This is a genomic window from Paenibacillus sp. FJAT-26967 (genome assembly GCF_001541095.1).
In the GTDB taxonomy this organism is placed as follows: Bacteria; Bacillota; Bacilli; order Paenibacillales; family NBRC-103111; genus Paenibacillus_F.
This window is the reverse complement of the sequence record NZ_LMXH01000002.1, coordinates 914,622-931,139: the sequence shown is the minus strand read 5'-3', so window position 1 is coordinate 931,139 and position 16,518 is coordinate 914,622. Positions and strand designations below refer to the sequence as shown.

Annotated in this window: 18 protein-coding genes; 8 read left to right on the top strand and 10 right to left on the bottom strand. The window is 46.3% G+C overall.

What is annotated here, in order from left to right:
- Positions 1-223: 223 nt before the first annotated feature.
- The 7 genes from AR333_RS14240 to AR333_RS14210 all read right to left on the bottom strand — a co-directional run bounded on the left by AR333_RS14240 (position 224) and on the right by AR333_RS14210 (position 5,950).
- Positions 224-862, bottom strand: a complete 639-nt coding sequence (locus AR333_RS14240; RefSeq protein ID WP_253735842.1) for a lysoplasmalogenase — start codon at positions 860-862, stop codon at positions 224-226.
- Positions 863-943: 81 nt separating this feature from the next.
- Positions 944-1,582 carry a pentapeptide repeat-containing protein gene (locus AR333_RS14235; protein WP_068775995.1) on the bottom strand — a complete coding sequence of 213 codons (639 nt, stop codon included), beginning with the start codon at positions 1,580-1,582 and terminating at the stop codon, positions 944-946.
- Positions 1,583-1,746: 164 nt separating this feature from the next.
- Positions 1,747-2,622 carry an ABC transporter permease subunit gene (locus AR333_RS14230; protein WP_068775994.1) on the bottom strand — a complete coding sequence of 292 codons (876 nt, stop codon included), beginning with the start codon at positions 2,620-2,622 and terminating at the stop codon, positions 1,747-1,749.
- Complete coding sequence (locus AR333_RS14225; RefSeq protein WP_068775993.1) at positions 2,613-3,626, bottom strand: ABC transporter ATP-binding protein; 1,014 nt, start codon at positions 3,624-3,626, stop codon at positions 2,613-2,615. The genes AR333_RS14230 and AR333_RS14225 overlap by 10 nt, the downstream gene beginning before the upstream one ends.
- On the bottom strand, positions 3,623-4,762 hold the full coding sequence (locus AR333_RS14220; RefSeq protein ID WP_068775992.1) for a hypothetical protein: 1,140 nt from the start codon (positions 4,760-4,762) through the stop codon (positions 3,623-3,625). The genes AR333_RS14225 and AR333_RS14220 overlap by 4 nt, the downstream gene beginning before the upstream one ends.
- A 52-nt stretch (positions 4,763-4,814) precedes the next feature.
- The gene (locus AR333_RS14215) at positions 4,815-5,330 is read right to left on the bottom strand and encodes a sigma-70 family RNA polymerase sigma factor (RefSeq protein ID WP_068775991.1); all 516 of its coding nucleotides are present in this window, start codon (positions 5,328-5,330) and stop codon (positions 4,815-4,817) included.
- A 293-nt stretch (positions 5,331-5,623) separates the two neighbouring features.
- Positions 5,624-5,950: an antibiotic biosynthesis monooxygenase gene (locus AR333_RS14210; protein ID WP_068775990.1), complete on the bottom strand. Its 327-nt coding sequence runs from the start codon at positions 5,948-5,950 to the stop codon at positions 5,624-5,626.
- A gap of 166 nt (positions 5,951-6,116) precedes the next feature.
- On the opposite strand from AR333_RS14210, the gene AR333_RS14205 reads away from it, so the two are divergent.
- The 8 genes from AR333_RS14205 (at position 6,117) to AR333_RS14170 (ending at position 14,777) form a co-directional block, all read left to right on the top strand.
- Positions 6,117-7,097: an ATP-binding cassette domain-containing protein gene (locus AR333_RS14205; protein WP_068775989.1), complete on the top strand. Its 981-nt coding sequence runs from the start codon at positions 6,117-6,119 to the stop codon at positions 7,095-7,097.
- A complete protein-coding gene (locus AR333_RS14200; protein WP_068775988.1) occupies positions 7,094-7,897 on the top strand; it encodes an ABC transporter permease in 804 nt (267 codons plus the stop codon). Before AR333_RS14205 ends, AR333_RS14200 begins: the two co-directional genes overlap by 4 nt.
- Before the next feature lie 4 nt (positions 7,898-7,901).
- Positions 7,902-8,684: an ABC transporter permease gene (locus AR333_RS14195; protein WP_172798857.1), complete on the top strand. Its 783-nt coding sequence runs from the start codon at positions 7,902-7,904 to the stop codon at positions 8,682-8,684.
- A 178-nt stretch (positions 8,685-8,862) separates the two neighbouring features.
- A complete protein-coding gene (locus AR333_RS14190) occupies positions 8,863-9,957 on the top strand; it encodes an endospore germination permease (RefSeq protein ID WP_068775987.1) in 1,095 nt (364 codons plus the stop codon).
- Positions 9,957-11,441, top strand: coding sequence for a spore germination protein (locus tag AR333_RS14185; RefSeq protein WP_068775986.1), 1,485 nt, complete (start codon positions 9,957-9,959; stop codon positions 11,439-11,441). Before AR333_RS14190 ends, AR333_RS14185 begins: the two co-directional genes overlap by 1 nt.
- On the top strand, positions 11,428-12,582 hold the full coding sequence (locus tag AR333_RS14180) for a Ger(x)C family spore germination protein (RefSeq protein WP_068775985.1): 1,155 nt from the start codon (positions 11,428-11,430) through the stop codon (positions 12,580-12,582). The genes AR333_RS14185 and AR333_RS14180 overlap by 14 nt, the downstream gene beginning before the upstream one ends.
- Positions 12,583-12,705: 123 nt before the next feature.
- Positions 12,706-13,386 carry a response regulator transcription factor gene (locus AR333_RS14175; RefSeq protein ID WP_068776119.1) on the top strand — a complete coding sequence of 227 codons (681 nt, stop codon included), beginning with the start codon at positions 12,706-12,708 and terminating at the stop codon, positions 13,384-13,386.
- On the top strand, positions 13,383-14,777 hold the full coding sequence (locus tag AR333_RS14170; protein ID WP_068775984.1) for a cell wall metabolism sensor histidine kinase WalK: 1,395 nt from the start codon (positions 13,383-13,385) through the stop codon (positions 14,775-14,777). Before AR333_RS14175 ends, AR333_RS14170 begins: the two co-directional genes overlap by 4 nt.
- Before the next feature lie 192 nt (positions 14,778-14,969).
- On the opposite strand, the gene AR333_RS14160 is transcribed toward AR333_RS14170, so the two are convergent.
- The 3 genes from AR333_RS14160 to AR333_RS14150 all read right to left on the bottom strand — a co-directional run bounded on the left by AR333_RS14160 (position 14,970) and on the right by AR333_RS14150 (position 16,292).
- Positions 14,970-15,263, bottom strand: coding sequence for a 2Fe-2S iron-sulfur cluster-binding protein (locus AR333_RS14160; RefSeq protein WP_068775982.1), 294 nt, complete (start codon positions 15,261-15,263; stop codon positions 14,970-14,972).
- 12 nt (positions 15,264-15,275) lie between these two features.
- Entirely contained in the window at positions 15,276-15,818 is a 543-nt protein-coding gene (locus AR333_RS14155) for an NADPH-dependent FMN reductase (protein WP_068775981.1), read from the bottom strand.
- Between the two features lie 96 nt (positions 15,819-15,914).
- A complete protein-coding gene (locus AR333_RS14150; protein WP_068775980.1) occupies positions 15,915-16,292 on the bottom strand; it encodes a globin in 378 nt (125 codons plus the stop codon).
- Positions 16,293-16,518 lie beyond the last annotated feature (226 nt).

Below are 16,518 nucleotides of genomic sequence, written 5' to 3'. Positions count from 1 at the left end.
GATAATTTTATCCATAAATGGATTGGAATGTATATTACAAGCTATCTGATTGTTTCTTGAGCAGCTAAATCCGTACACGGATTCTCTTCTTAAGTGAGATTACTTTCATAGATTCCCGTATTTAATCGTAAAAAAGCAGCCTGGCACATCAGGCTGCTGACATCCTGTATCATTCTAATTACCATCAGAATTTACAGGGCGCGCTATTAAAAATCATTATTCCCTAAAGCTCTGCGTGCTGAGCCCCGATGCTTCGTGCCATCAGAAATTGGGCTGTGTAATACGTTGACATGATCCAGATTCCGGAATGCGAAACTCCCTCTATGAACATGTTCCATGAAAGAATCGAATCGGAGACGATAAACAGAACACTGCCGGCTATTGCCCATACACTGCCTGTCATTACAGCGGAGCAGCCCATAAGGGAGATAACCGATATGTAGACTAGCACGGGAATGATCAGCTCTGTTTGGCCTGAGAGGAGCAGGGCTTGCCGGAGCTCGTGTCCCATGTACAGTCCAAAGAGAACAATTGGAATAACAGATGCCAAGCGGAGAAAGGTAAAGCGCCAGCGTGTAAGGAAAGCCGCTGTGTAGAACAGATGTCCGATAAGAAAGGCGGTAAGTCCGACGACAAACCAGACAAGCAGACCATCGCCCATCATGCAGAAAAACAATCCGGCCATCATGAGTAAGGAATAGCGACCCGGTCGTCCATGCTGCACCCGCCTGGCATACAGCAGAATGAGAACCATAGGAATCAGCTTAAACAGCAGTTTAACCGCCAATGGTTCCGAAGGAATTACAAAAATATAGAGCAGGCTCATACCTAAGATGACTGCCGGAAGTCCTCGCTGAAACAAACCAACACACTCCTTGAAACGTTCTCTTTCATTCTCTTAAAAGTTTATGTCTGCTCTCCTGACCCACCTATACTTTTAGTTCTACTTAATCACTAAACCCAGAAGACCTGCAAAGGATGAAGCCTGTGCTGCCGATATTATACAGCCCTTCAAGTCTTCAATTTCAACGCGCAAACTATCGAATTCGCAATCACTCAAATCTATTCCGTTTAAACGGGTACCCGATAGAATGGCCTCATCCATTTTACAAGTGCCAAATGAGAGATTTTGTGCAGTAGAATGATAAAAGTCTGCACGATTTAAAGCGCAGTCTTCAAAGCAGACCTGTTTAAGATTAGCGAACCGGAACGTGGCATATTCGCTCATGCAGCTTTGAAATCGGACGTTCTGAAATCGCGATCGGGTAAAATCAGTACCGATTAGTTTGCAATTAATAAACTCTGCTCGATGTATAATTGAATCCGTGAAATTCACATTAGACAAATCGCATTTCTCAAAAATAACATCTATGAATTCACTTTGCATCAACGAAGATTCCATTACGGTTACATTTTTAAAGGCAACCTGATCAAAAGAGACTTTTGTCGCTTTCTGACCATCGATGACGATATCCTCTATGCTGCCTTGGCTGAATTCATCTTTGGTCTGCAGCGAGTACGCCTGTCTGGAGAAAACCGTTAAGTTTTGCGGGAGTTTCGGGGGCTCAAGCTTACTTTTCATGATATCCTCCTGTCAACATTATGTAAGTTCAGCCTATCAGAACGTTCGTTTGCAGGCAACAAGGCAAAAATCCCCCAAAGTGAATTAAGCAGCTGAGAAGCTTATAAGTCACTGTATAGGGGGAAAGATGGTCATTTATTGGAACCGAATTGATCAACCCGTTCTTATAAATCCCGCTTGTTAAACCGGAGCATCCCAACGATAAAAGCAGTTAAAGTCAGAATTTGAGCATATACAATAAAAGCTGTCGAAGGCACCTGTCCCCCGATAAATAAGCTAAAGATACTTCCATTGCCTATGAAATTGTCTTTGAATTCATTATAACTGAACAGCACATACACCATTTTCTTCTGGATTGCGTCAGCGGGCATCACAAGCGATAGCATTACCGACAGATTAGATAACGTCTTCTTCACCGGAACGGCCAGATGCATGATATCCCCTACCTTCTCAATCATGCCTCCAAGCCAGCCCCCTCCATAAAGCATGGTCATTAATACCCCGTTGCCGATGGCCGAGAAAATTCCGGAACCTAGCATGGAGATGGAAATCAAGAGGGGCACAACGGAACTAAACAGCAGAAAAGATTGCAGAAGCACGACCGCCTGGCGCGGAACCGTAGCGTGATAATCGGTAATCAATAGAATCGCTGCAAATAGAATAAACGCATATAAAATTCCGAGTGAAACATAACCAAGCCATCGTCCCGTATACCACTTCCATCTGGGAACAGGACGCGGCATAAGCGCCTGCATAACACCCAGTTCCGCCTCGCCCGAAATAACGGAGAATGAGCTGAAAATGGCCAGGAAAGCCAAAACAAACGAACCAAAAAAGAAACCAAGTATGAGTATAAAAACGCCCCGCTCAAATCTCTCGATGATTTTTTCACCACTTGTTTCGTTAACGTTTAAATCCATACTGATGGTATCGGCAATAAACCAGAACCCGAGTAAAAAAACAACCGTCATTAACAGCGTCAGCAGCAAGACCCGCTTGCGGAGCATCTCTTTCCATGTCATGGCGGCAATTATGTACATTCCCGTTCACCTCTATGGCTAAGACCTGTAAGGGCGTCCATAAACCATTCTTCCAAACGCTCTTTAACAGGGCCGGCCTCATATAAGGTCATTCCCTGTTCAATGATTAAATGGTTCAGCCAGCCTGCCTGATCCTCCTGATCCAACTCCGCTTCCAGCCAGACCGTTTCAGCCAGAGAGGAGGAATCGGAGGGAGACCGTACCGTATTCCTGTTATCGGCTGTGCCGGTTTCATCGCTAAGCCTGATTTCATAACCGGATACCTCATGAAGCCAAGGAAGAACAGCCGGTGTGAATCCGCCTACTTTGAACCGCCATAATGTGCGCTTCTGCAGCATTTCTGCAACGGTACCGTGTCTTAGTATTTGACCGTTATTAAGGAGGGCCATCCGGTCACATAATGCCTCGACGTCCTCGAGCAAGTGTGAATTCAGAAAAATCGTCTTGCCCTGTTCCTTTAAACCGGCGAGAATTCTTCTCACTTCTCTTCTGCCAATCGGATCGAGCGCCGAAGACGGCTCGTCCAGAAATACGATAGGAGGATCAGCAACCAGCGCGCACGCTAAGCCCAGACGCTGCTGCATTCCCTTCGAATAATGCTTGACCCGGTCCTTTCCTCTCAGCCCGATTCCTACTTCCTCCAGCAGCTGCGGAATACGCCGCTGCAGGGCGGAACGTTCCAAACCGCACAATTTGCCGTGAAGCCGGACCACTTCTTCTCCGGTCAACCATTCCTGATATCGGTAAAGCTCGGGCAAATATCCGATTTGACGTTTTGCATCCAAACTGCCGATCGGATATCCGAGCAATGAAGCTTCACCATGTGAAGGTGATATAAGCCCGACCATCATTTTGACGAACGTGCTCTTACCTGCCCCATTGGGTCCGAGGAAGCCAAAGGCTTCCCCCTGACCGACTTGAATGGTAATCTCACGGCAGCCGCGGCCGTTCTTATATTCCTTCGTTAGTCCTTCGGATCTTATTGCGGCGGTTAATGAACTCATGAAGGAATTAGCTCCTTGAGTTTGTTGACTAATTGTTCTCTCTCGCTCAAAAAGCCTCTTCCCTGAAAATTGAACAACTGGCCGTCCTTAATCCAGGTTGCCTGGAAAAAGTCGTTCTGACCCTTGAGCTGTAAGGTAACCGGTGTATTGTGAATCATAATCTTCTCCGTATTCTGATTGGAGACGAGCGGCATCGGAATCGTACCCGACAGAATCTGATTCTGCTTCAAGCTGTTCTTCAGGTAATCAGGCATGAGAGGGAACTGGATAACCGCTTCGACCGCTTCTTCCAGCTTTAGTGAAGGATCTACTGTTACGACCGGCACATTCTGCTGAGTCAGGCTCGCGGACCCGTCTTTATCTGCCGGCAGATGGATAAAGACACTCTCCGGAAAGTAGACTTTGATTTCTTTGCCGTCCACGGACTCGGGAAGAAGTTTCTTAGCGCCAAGCCGCTGCAACACTTCGTTCACTTCTTTGACATTCAGGTTGAAAGTAAAAGTGGACGAAGCGTTAATGTTTACTTTATCCGATAATAACTTCGCATCCTTAGGACCGATCTTGTAGCCTAGTTTCTTCTCAGCCTCCAGCTGCGTGAATTCCCCTGTCAAAGATCCATGATCGGTCTTAAGCACGCCATATTTCGTAATACTTTCCTGCATTTGTCCGGTGCCTCTGAATTCGTTGTAAATCGCTCTCACATCTTGCTCTTGGACAACCGCAACCTCCTGCACCCGGAACTGGCCGAGTATAGCAGCCAGCGCGTTATTCCCGGTCGGTGTAGCGAGAATTACGCCGAAGAGAAGACCGGCAGCGGCCAATCCCGCCCACTTGCGGTTTCTCTTTTTCCTTCCCGAGAGTGTGAAGGATGATGTCCGCCGGACCTTCGGAATAGACTGCTGATCGAAGGAGTCCTCCTCAGCCATCGATTGTGAGAATGCATGTTCATGATTCGCTTTGCTTTCCGGTTGAGCGGATACATGTTCGTGAAGAGACTCGTGGTCCCGCTTCAGCTCTTGATTCCAAGTCTGCCATCTTGGATTGGCGGGTTCATCAGCCAGTTCGCTGCGGATCCGGTTCCAAGCCTCATCCGTCTGCTTATTCTTCTCATCTGAGTTGTGACGATTATCAGACATCTCATCATCTCCTTGAAATTGAATGCGGTTTTATGTGCGTCAGTTGTGGATTTTAGTCTTTCTGTGCCAGTACTCTCGCGGCCGTTTGTCTCAACCTCGCAGTCGCCCGGTTCAGCATGGTTCCCACCAGAGGGGGACGCACGTGCAGTTCTTCCGCAATTTCCAGATAACTGTAGCCGGAATAACGGAGCAGCAGCACTTGACGGTCCCTTTCACTCAGCTCTTCCAGCCAATCACGTACTTCTTGCTGGTCCATATTCCTTAGTACCGTTTCTTCCCCTGAAGGGGGCGAAACCGCTTCATAGGTTTGTTCTTGTTTATTCAGAAGTCTGCGCTCTCTTGCAAGCTTATCCATATAATCGTAGGCCGTCCGTGTTAAGACCCTGTGAAGCCAAGCCCCAAGCGAAGCAGGATCTTCAGGCGGATTACGGTATAATTTGATAAACACATCCTGCGCCAAATCATCGGCTGCCGCCTCACTTCGTACGAGCCCGAGCAGCTTTCTTCTTACGGATGGATAGTGTTCGTAAAATACAGTTTGAAATGAATCGGATTCCGGAATTCCCATCGGTAAGCCTCCTTTCTGCTGCAGCTATAAGTAAGACGGTCCAGAGAGGATATTTGTATCAAACTCCGTGATTTTTTGAGTAATCCTAATTGTATTGGAATCATCGGATGAAAGTAAAGCCAAAAAAAGCCAGCCGATGTCCATCCGGTTGACTTTATAAGTTTCATTCTAATGGAGGAATTCCGCTGCATCCTGCACGATCAGAGCCGGCCCCCACGAACTTGCGGTTTATTAGAAAACAGCGCCAACCCGATAGAGTCCACGCTGTTATGCATAATCATAGCAGGAATGTTTTACTTTCCGGCCGGACCGATTTTGGTTTTCTTCAGTTCATAGGAATTCACATTCATGCTGATCATATATTCCGGCTTAGGCTGACCTTTCTTGTCTTTGTGTCCTTGGATATGTTCAGGGCTCTTCTCCCAATTCTTCCAATCTTCAAGAGACGCCCAGCGGATCATAACAAGCACCTCTTCATTTTCTTTACTGATCCGGTTAACCATAACGTTAATGTCGATTAATCCTTCTCTCTGATCAAGAAGACCCTCTTTGCTGAAACGTTCCACAACTTGATCGGCAAAGCCTTTTTGTACAACAATACTGCGGGTTTGAATAAACATGAAGACCACTTCCTTATGAGATGATTATCCCTATTCTAGTTGATAAAGATTATCATTGTCAATTAAATCACCAAGTTCGATCTGTTTTCAGAAAAGGATTGACAGCCCTTACATCGGAGTGGTAATATTTTCTTCCTTTCACTAAAAAAGATGGAGGATTTTAACTGTGATCCATGTAAATGGTTTAGGCAAGTCTTTCAAAGTGGCCCAGCGCACAACAGGTTTAAAACAAGCAGTCAAAGCTCTTTTTCACAGAGAATATACACAAATAGAGGCCTTGAGGGATATTTCCTTCCAGATTGAGCCCGGAGAGATTGTCGGTTACATCGGCCCCAACGGTGCGGGGAAGTCAACCACAATCAAGATCATGAGCGGAATCCTCGTACCGGACCAAGGTTCCTGCTCGATTATGGGATACACGCCATGGCTGGAACGTGTCCCCTATGTCAAACATATCGGAGTCGTATTCGGACAGAGGTCACAGTTGTGGTGGGATGTCCCTGTGATGGATTCCTTTGAACTACTGAAGGATATTTATAGTGTGCCCCATACCGAATACCGCAGCAATCTTTCGCTGCTTATAGAAACGCTTGATTTGTCCGGCATTATACATACACCCGTACGCCAGCTGAGCTTAGGCCAGCGCATGCGCTGCGAAATCGCCGCCTCTCTCCTGCACAGCCCCAGTATTCTCTTCCTGGACGAACCGACGATCGGGCTTGACGCCGTCTCCAAAATCGCAGTACGCAAGTTTATTCAGACGATCAACAAAGAAAAAAACGTGACCATCGTATTGACTACCCACGACATGAATGACATTGAAGCGCTCGCGCAAAGAATTATACTGATCGGTAAAGGAAGCTTATTGTATGACGGCAGTATCCATACACTCCGCGGCCGGTTTGGAGCCCGTAAAACCATTACAGTTGATTACAGACAGCACGCTGCCACCCTGGATATTCCGGGAGCGTCTCTAATCTCATGGTCGCCCGAGCGAGCAGTCCTTCAGGTGGATACGCAGCATGCACAGATTTCGGATGTCATTGCCTGCCTCTCCAACCAGGTGGAACTCCTGGATGTAACGGTTGATGCACAGCCCATTGAAGATATGATCGTCGAACTGTATAAGGAGTACCAGTTGTCATGAAAGCCTACGCATCTGTCTTCAAGCTCCGGCTGTACACAGGCCTGCAGTACCGCGCAGCAGCACTCGCCGGTATCGCAACCCAGTTCTTCTGGGGATTTATTATCATTATGGTATTCGAAGCTTTCTATAGCCAAGCATCCGCAGCACAGCCCATTTCTCTCGAGCAGCTCATTACATATGTATGGCTCCAGCAAGCTTTTCTGGCTTTAATTATGCTCTGGTTCCGGGACAACGAACTGTTTCAGTTGATCACGAGCGGTAATATCGCGTATGAATTATGCCGCCCGGCTCAGATTTATTCGTTCTGGTACGCTAAGCTTCTAGCCCAGAGGCTGGCCAGTGCTTTATTGCGCAGTTGTCCGATACTCATCGTGGCCTGTTTCCTCCCGGAGCCTTACCGGATGACACTTCCGCCTGATGTTTTCACTTTTATACTTTTCGTTGTCTCGTTAGTACTGGGACTATTCGTTGTTATTGCCATCTCGATGCTCATTTACATCTCGGTTTTTGTGACGATGTCGCCGATGGGTTCTTTACTTATGTTCGCTGTAATCGGGGAGTTTTTTGCGGGGGCCGTAATCCCGGTTCCTCTCATGCCCGGGTGGCTGCAGTCGATTGTAAACTTACTTCCGTTCCGATATACGGCAGACTTCCCATTCCGGGTCTATTCCGGACATATCCCTATGCAGGGTGCCTTAATGGGAATCGCCATCCAAGCGGTTTGGCTTGCAGCCCTAGTTGTTCTTGGAAAATATGCGATGAGCAGAGCGCTTAAAAGAGTTGTCGTGCAGGGAGGATAGCCCAGTGAAACTTTTTATCAGATATTTGAATATTTTGATCAAATCTCAAATGCAGTACCGGACTTCATTCTGGCTGCTTACTCTTGGCCAATTTTTTATTCCTTTCTCCATGTTTGCCGGTGTATACTTCCTGTTTGAGCGATTCGGACAAATTAAAGGATGGTCGTTCCCGGAAGTCGCCCTCTGCTTCTCGGTTATTCATATGGCTTTTGCGATTGCAGAGTGTTTTGCCCGCGGATTCGATTCCTTCTCGTCTATGGTTGTGAACGGGGAATTCGACAGAGTACTGGTGCGCCCGCGCAGCACGGTCATTCAAGTACTCGGCTCCAAGTTTGAATTCACCCGGTTCGGCAGGCTGGTTCAGAGTCTTCTCGTCTTGATGTGGGCGGTCAGCCAGCTGCCTGTCGAATGGACAATACTCAAGGTGCTGACTCTGGTATTCATGATCGCAAGCGGAGTGTTCATCTTCTCGGGCATCTTCATTCTGGCGGCCACTCTTTCTTTCTGGACGATCCAGGGACTTGAAGTTGCCAATATTTTTACGGATGGCGGAAGAGAAATGGCTCAGTATCCGCTCGATATTTATAAGAAATGGGTGTCCAGATTCTTCACTTTCATCATCCCATTCGGATTAGTCAACTACTACCCTCTTTTATATATTGTAGACAAAAATAACGGGAATGCTCTCCTTCATATGCTTGCTCCCCTTGCCGGATTCCTATTCCTCATTCCTTGTCTGATGATCTGGCACTTCGGGGTTCGTCACTACCGTTCCACCGGTTCATAAATAGACATCTCATTTACAGGCAGCCAATACTTTGGTTGCCTGTTTGCATTCCGCGCTGCGCAGGTCAGATCTCGAGATCAATGGGATACCATTCTTTTATTCATAAAATACCCACGTCTGGTACATCCTATCTAACACCTATCCACATGCAAAGACTCCTAATAAGGCAGGTCTTCCAATGAATATATCACATGGCAGAATTTCTTTTTTTCAGCTGGCAATGATCTTTTTGCTGGTCAACGGACTGACGAGTCACGTCATTATCAATCCGGTTGTTCTGGACGCTTCGGGGAGGGATGCCTGGCTGATCCCTTTCTTTATTGCGATCCCGCTTGCTCTCTGGTGCATCCTGCTGTACACCATTATGAAGAAATCCGGGCAGCAGAAACTTCAACCCTGGCTTGCCGATAAAACAAATCCGGTTATCTCCTGGATTCTGGTCTTGCCGCTATATATTCTGGTGTTCCTGATGGGTGCCACTACACTACTTCATACGACCGTATGGACAGTTACCAATTATTTGCCATCTACACCCAAGATGGTGTTATCCATTGTCCTGATCTTCATCTGCTGTTACGCAGCTGTATCCGGAATCAGGGCTATTGCAATAGGGGCCGGGGTTTTTCTTCCTTTTGTAGTCGTATTGGGTTATTTTGTTGCGATTGCCAACAGCCCGGAGAAAGAATGGGGGTTATTAAGACCTATTCTTGAATACGGTCCAGGCCCTGTCTTTGAAGGCATGTTATCCGCAGGAGGCGGCTTGACGGAACTGATTCTGCTGATCGCTTTGCAGCATCATCTGAAAGCACAGGTGAAGCTTTGGTACTTGCTTGTGCTGGCGCTCATTCTGCTTCATATTATGTTAGGTCCTCTATTAGGTGCGATAACAGAATTTGGTCCTATGGAAGCAGCCAAACAAACGGAATCTCCTTATGAACAGTGGAGACTTGTAACCGTCGGTGATTTTATTGAGCATGTCGATTTCTTTTCTGTCTACCAATGGCTTGCCGGGACGGCAATCCGCATCAGTTTGTCGCTCTATTTACTCGCTGATTTGCTTCCCTTGCCTAACACCAAAGTGCGCAAACGCTTCATCATCGGGATGGCAATCTGTTATTTTGTCATAAGTATTTTGCCGATTAATCAAATCAAGTTCTATAACTTTATGAGTGCCTATTATTTTCAAATTACACTCTTCGTAATGGTTGCATTAGCCCTTATTTGGCTCGCAATATCCATTTTTTCCAGGTCTAAAAAGGAGGACAATGTTTAATGCCGCAGGACAATTCTTTGCATATCTGGAGCGAGCAGCAGCTCAAAAAAATGTTTGAGAAATATGCGGATCTGGTCATCTTGACGCATTACTTCGGTGATGAGGACGCTGCAGAAGTGATTCTGGTCTTCAGTGAAGGGACATGCGACAGCAGCATAATCGGGATTACTATCCTTCCTGCTCTTGAAAGATTGTACAAGGCGGAAGGGGGTTTTTTTCTTCATGGTCTTGATATTTATGCAAGTCTGCCGCTTACACATTTTAAAGGCAAAATCGACCTGGAAAAAATGACGGACCACTTATTTCTTGGAGAAATCATGATCATATTTCCTGAGATTCATGCTGTTTTCCTCATGGATATCAGTAAACTTCCGCAGCGTTCGCCTGAAGAATCATCCACCGAAATATCGATTAAAGGGCCCAAAGACGGTTTTGTCGAGAATATCGTGATTAACACGGCACTGATCCGTAAAAGACTCCGCGGCAGTTCTTTATGCAATGAAACCTTTGTAATCGGAACAAGGACCAGAACTAAAGTAGGTTTAATGTATATCGATGATATTATTTCTCCACCTATTCTAGAAGAAATTCGTAAAAGGCTGAACAGCATCCATACAGACGGTATTTACAGCTCCAATCAGATCGAAGAATTGATTGTGGACTATAAGTATTCAGTCGTTCCTCTAGTGGATAACACAGGACGCCCGGACTTTATTGTCAGTGCTCTTCTGAATGGCCGATTCGCAGTTCTGGTAGATGGAAGCCCCATGATTACGGTAGGCCCTTCTTCTCTCTTTCTTCAACTTAAGTCAGCAGAGGATCTTCATTTCAACTTCCTTTATACAACGTTTGCCCGGATTATCCGTCTTATCAGTCTGTTCCTTACCATTATGCTGCCTGCCCTCTGGGTAGCATTAACTGCATACCATCCGGATCAGGTCCCCTTCCGTCTTCTGGCAACCATTGCAACAGCCAGACTGGGGCTGCCGTTCTCTGCCCAGATCGAGTTATTTGTTCTGCTGGTCCTGCTTGAAATTTTCCGTGAGGCAGGTGTACGCTTGCCTAGCTCCATCGGACAGACTTTAACCGTAGTCGGAGGTCTTATTATTGGGGATGCCGCTATTCGTGCGGGTCTGGTCTCTCCTTCCGTAGTCGTTGTAGGAGCCGTCACCACCGTCTGTTCAGCGACTCTCGTTAACCAGAATTTAAGCTCCACGGTAAGTATATTTCGGTTTTTTCTTTATTTCTGCAGTGCTCTTCTTGGCATGTTTGGGGTCATAATGGGAAGCGTGCTGTTAGTGTTCTATTTGTCCAGGCTTAGATCGTTTGGCGTTCCTTATCTCGCTCCATTTTCGCCGCCTTTTTTCAAACAAATGATACCAAGCATACTTCGTCTTCCCTGGCCTTTGTTAACCAAACGACCCCCGATTCTGCATCCGCAAGATCCCGATCACCAGGAGGGTGATAGCCGTGAAAATTCATAAATCAGGTACGCTCCTCCTGCTTCTTGTCACTTTGCTGACAGGATGCTGGAGCTCCAAGGATCTCCAGACGATGGCTTACGCTACAACATTGGTCATTGATTATGTCGAGGATAAATATGTCATTCATGCACAGTTTCTCAACTTCTCCAATATCGCGAAGAATGAATCGACACAAATCGGGCAAGAAGTTCCTATTTGGATCGGGAAGAGCGAAGGAACAACCGTAACGGAAGCGATGACTACTTTCTACGCGACATCTCAACTTAGAGTTTTCTGGGGCCATCTCAAAGCCATCGTCGTGACCGAGAATATGATGAAAAGAGGTTTAAGAGAAGTTTACGATGAAATGAACCGGTTCCATCAAATCCGCTTTAACGTGCTTATCTATGGCACAAACGAACCCGCGACTAAACTTCTATCCCTAAAATCATTATTAAACTTCTCACCTTTGGAGTCCCTATTGGCAAGACCGGGGCAATTTTATGACCAAAAATCATTAATTCTTCCTGTATACGGGTTTAAATTTATTGCCCAGTTAAATGAAGCGGGCAACTCCACTTTGCTGCCTTCGCTTTCTATTCGCAACGGAATCTGGACAGAGGATACTACGAATAAAGGGATGTTTGATATCGATGGCGCCTATTTTTTCAACGATCTGGAGTACACCGCATGGATGCCAATATCGGATCTTCTGGGAGCACGCTGGCTGCAGACCAAATTAAGCCGTTCCCCCATTAATGTTCCGAATGATAAGCCTTTCGCTGCCTTAATGGTACAGAATCCCAAATTTGTAATAACACCGCTCATTGAAGGAGATGAAGTCCGTTATAACATCGAAGTAAAGCTATCTTCTTATGTAAATGAACTCCGTGAGAATATATCGGAGAATGATCTTAAAAAAGCCGCGGAGAAAGTCATCGAAGATGAAATCAGAACCACGTACAACAAAGCTATTCTCAAAAAAGTCGATGTGTACATGTTAAGCAAAACCTTGTACAGAGGTCATCCGCATGTATGGAAAAGAATTTATAACAAGAAAGAATTTCCGCTGAAGAAGGACAGTCTGAATGAAATTAAGGTGGACATCCATATTGAGCATTACGGGAAATATAAAGACAGACTTTATGAGAAAAAAGGGTGACCATGTCCTCTGCTTGAATCGCCAAACCACCGGCACTATTCATTCACTTGAAATTTCGTCCGGATTCGTTTAAGGTTTGTTCATTGCAAATGGATCCTTACTGGACTGGAGAAGGTGTGAATGGTGAGACTTCAAATCCTTATCGCGGATGACGATCCGCATATCCGTGAACTGCTGCGTTTCCTTTTGAAGAAGGAAGGCTATTCCGTCAAAGAAGCCGTGGATGGCGAACATGCCTCGCTCCTGCTGGAACAAGAACAAATCCATTTGGCCGTTGTCGATGTCATGATGCCGGCCAAAAATGGCTGGGAGCTGTGCAAGGAGATCCGTAAATTTTATGATATTCCCATCATTATGTTAACAGCCAAAGGAGAATTGGAAGACAAGGAGAAGGGGTTCCTATCCGGAACGGACGATTATCTGGTCAAGCCGTTTGAGCCCAAGGAACTGCTTTTCCGGATCAAAGCCCTGCTGCGGAGGTATCAGATGGTTTCATCCGCTGTTATCCAGCTGGGCCAGACACAAATTGACCGGAAGAGTTATGAAATCCTATGCGGTGACGACAAAAGAGTCATCCCCCTCAAAGAGTTTGAACTCCTGGCGCAGCTGGCGAGCCATCCCGGGCGTATTTTTACACGGGAACAGCTGCTCGGGCTTATTTGGGGTTCGGATTATGAAGGCGACAGCCGTACGATCGATGTCCACATCAAACGATTGCGGGAACGGTTCATAGACCGCGGAGATGATTTCGTCATCACTACTGTGCGGGGTCTGGGATACAAACTGGAGGCCCAATCTTCATGAAAACGTTATATATCCGGATCGTGATTACCTATATCTTCATTGCCATGCTCAGCAGTATCCTTGCGCTGGCAGCCGTTAACGCTTTCTATATGTACCAGCTTAAAGACTATAATGAACGGAAAATCCTGAACATTTCCAAAGAGATTAAGCAGTTGTACGAGCAGACTCCACAGCTTGAGCTTGCCAATTACTTGACCCGGATTGCAAACCTGGGCTTCCAATTGTATACGGTAGATGAGAAGTTGTCGGGAACCTATTACGGGGAACCGTTCAAGCACACTAAACTTGCGACTGAAGCAATCGAGCGAGTTCTAAGCGGTGAAACCTACAACGGCATAAAGGAAGAAGAGCATTTTCTTATGATCACAGGCTTCTTCGAGAACAGCCTGCGCAACAGTATAGGTATTCCAATCCAGGCCGGCGATACGACGTATGCTCTGTTCGTACGTCCTAATTTAGAGCAGCAAATTGGAGAAGTACGGGTGATCGTCGCTCTTCTGTTTGTATTAACGTTTATTTTCAGCACTCTGTTTATTGCTATCTTCACTCGCTACATTGTTAAGCCTGTCAAAAAACTGACTCAAGCTACCAATGAGATCGTCGGCGGGAATTATGACATGGTCATGGACGTCTCAAGAAAAGATGAAATTGGCAATCTTGCCCGCCATTTTGCACAAATGGCCCAATCTTTGAAGAAACTCGACGACATGCGTCTTGAATTCGTAGCGAATGTGTCCCATGAGATCCAGTCTCCCCTTACATCGATCCAGGGATTTGCGAATGCGATTCTGACGGGAACAGCGGATCCGGAGGAGAAGACGCGCTATCTCCACATTATCGAGGAAGAAAGCAAGCGGCTTTCGTCACTCAGCAAACAGCTGCTGACACTTGCCGCTCTGGACAAACAAACCAATCTGGTTAAGCCCCAATCCTTCCGGCTGGATGAACAAATCCGCCAAATTCTGATCACAACAGAGTGGCAGTGGGCGGAGAAACAGATCGTGCTGGATCTTGATCTCCCCGAGGTCGTCATTACGGCAGATCCGCAGCTTCTCCATCAGGTCTGGTTTAACTTGATCACCAACAGCATCAAATTCTCACAACTGGGGGGGACACTTTCTGTCTGTATTCAAAAAGATATATCCTCAGACACGGCGGCTAGCTGCACGGTAACGATCCGTGATACCGGAGCAGGAATCGCCGAGGAGGATCTCCCCTATGTTTTCGACAGGTTCTATAAAGCGGATAAAGCCCGCCAGCGTCCGGGTTCCGGCAGTGGTCTCGGTTTGTCTATTGCGCATAAAATCATCAATCTGCACCACGGTACAATTGAGATCGACAGTATATTGGGCCAGGGAACGACCTTCCGAATCCGGCTTCAGGAGTTGTAATGTTCCGTTCGTACGGTTCTAAAGGGATGCGGGATGATTTGTCCGTATCCTTTTTTGTTTTGGAAACTATCGGCAGCAGTCCGCATCCTCTGAACAGAACCAAAAAAGGTATCTCAACAAAGTTGAAATACCTGGGTATCTTGAATTTGAACGCAACCATTAAGAAATTTAAGTATAATTCGTACATTCGCTTTAAAAATACGGACGGTGCCTCACTTTAACCATTCCTGCGCTCAGAACTTTGGCTTGGCAAGAAAGCCGGAAGCCTTCTTCAATCTCTTCGGGCTCAAGCCGGACGAGTTCGATCTCCGCCGGTTCCGTTAAATGCTCCATGCCCTCGCTAACGTGACAGCGGCATCGTGCGCAAGTTCCCCGCGTACAATTAAAACCCCAGTCGACTTTATGCTCTCTCGCTAGCTCCAGGATAGTAGAGCCGATGACAGGCTCAACCTCTTTAACAATGCTGCGGCCTTTTAACTCTATCATAGCACTCACTCTCTATTCCACGGACTTCAATCTCTGCTGCATAAAAACGAGCTCATGAGCTAATTTCTCGATTCTTGCGAGTACGTCCGGATCGGTCAATTCTTTAAATTCATTAAAATGATCGTCATGAGCATAGACGTAGCTAGGCGCCACAAAAGATCTGAAAAATCCTGCAATCGGCTTCAACTGATTCTCGATCACCAGGTAATGCTGGTAGGTTCCGCCCGTTGCTACAAAACCAACTACTTTCTGCTGCAGCGCTGTAACAGGAATCAAGTCGAATAAATTTTTGAGCACGCCTGACATGGAAGCTTGGTAAATCGGAGTTCCGATCAAGAAAAAATCACCGGATTCGATCATATCCATAGCCGCTCTCGTATCGCCCGTATATTGAGAAGGATCACGTCCGTCACAGAACTGGACATCGAAATTCTTAAGATCCAGAAGTTCCGTTTCGATTTCGGGATAGTGTTTCTTAACCTGCTCCAGCACGCTGCTTACTACAATCTCGGTTTTGGCACCGATAATAGTACCTGAAATACCAACTAACTTCATCTGAAATTGCTCCTTCATTTGTATTTAAGTCCTATTTTACAATCCCTGCTGCATTTATGCTACGGACCTTTCTTTCAAAAAAAGAAAAGCTTGTAGTCAGGTAGCCTGTTCATCCGTATTCACAAAGAAATGCGCAGAGACGGACAGCCGTTCTAATAGAGCCTGACGCAGGTCCTCATCCGGAACTACTTCCTCCAGTGCCCTTCTCATACAATCCAGCCATGCATCCGCGTGCCTGGGCGTGATAGGAAAAGGCATATGACGTGCCCTCATTCTCGGATGTCCGAATTCAGACGTATACAGAGGGGGGCCTCCGAAGAACTGCGTCAAGAATAGGTTCTGCTTTTCCATTACGGGATAAATATCTTCGGGAAATAAGGGAGCAAGCAGCGGATCTTCGAGTACTTTCGGATAAAAAGCTTCAACAATACGTTGAATTGTCCGTTCTCCTCCCATTTGAGCAAACAGATCCATCGCCTGTGACCTCCATTCAATAGAAACCGGATTTAGGTGCTTTCCGGGAGTTTTTATACATATTCGTATATTAATTATTATAACCCTTAACCCAGATGTCAAGTGCTCACCAGAAATTATTAATCATCGGCTCTATGTGGTTGTTGACTAGGTAATCTTTAGTGTTCTACAATTACCCTATTATGCTACTTTGTTAGTCGAGGAGGTTGGTCTAACCTATCAGCTT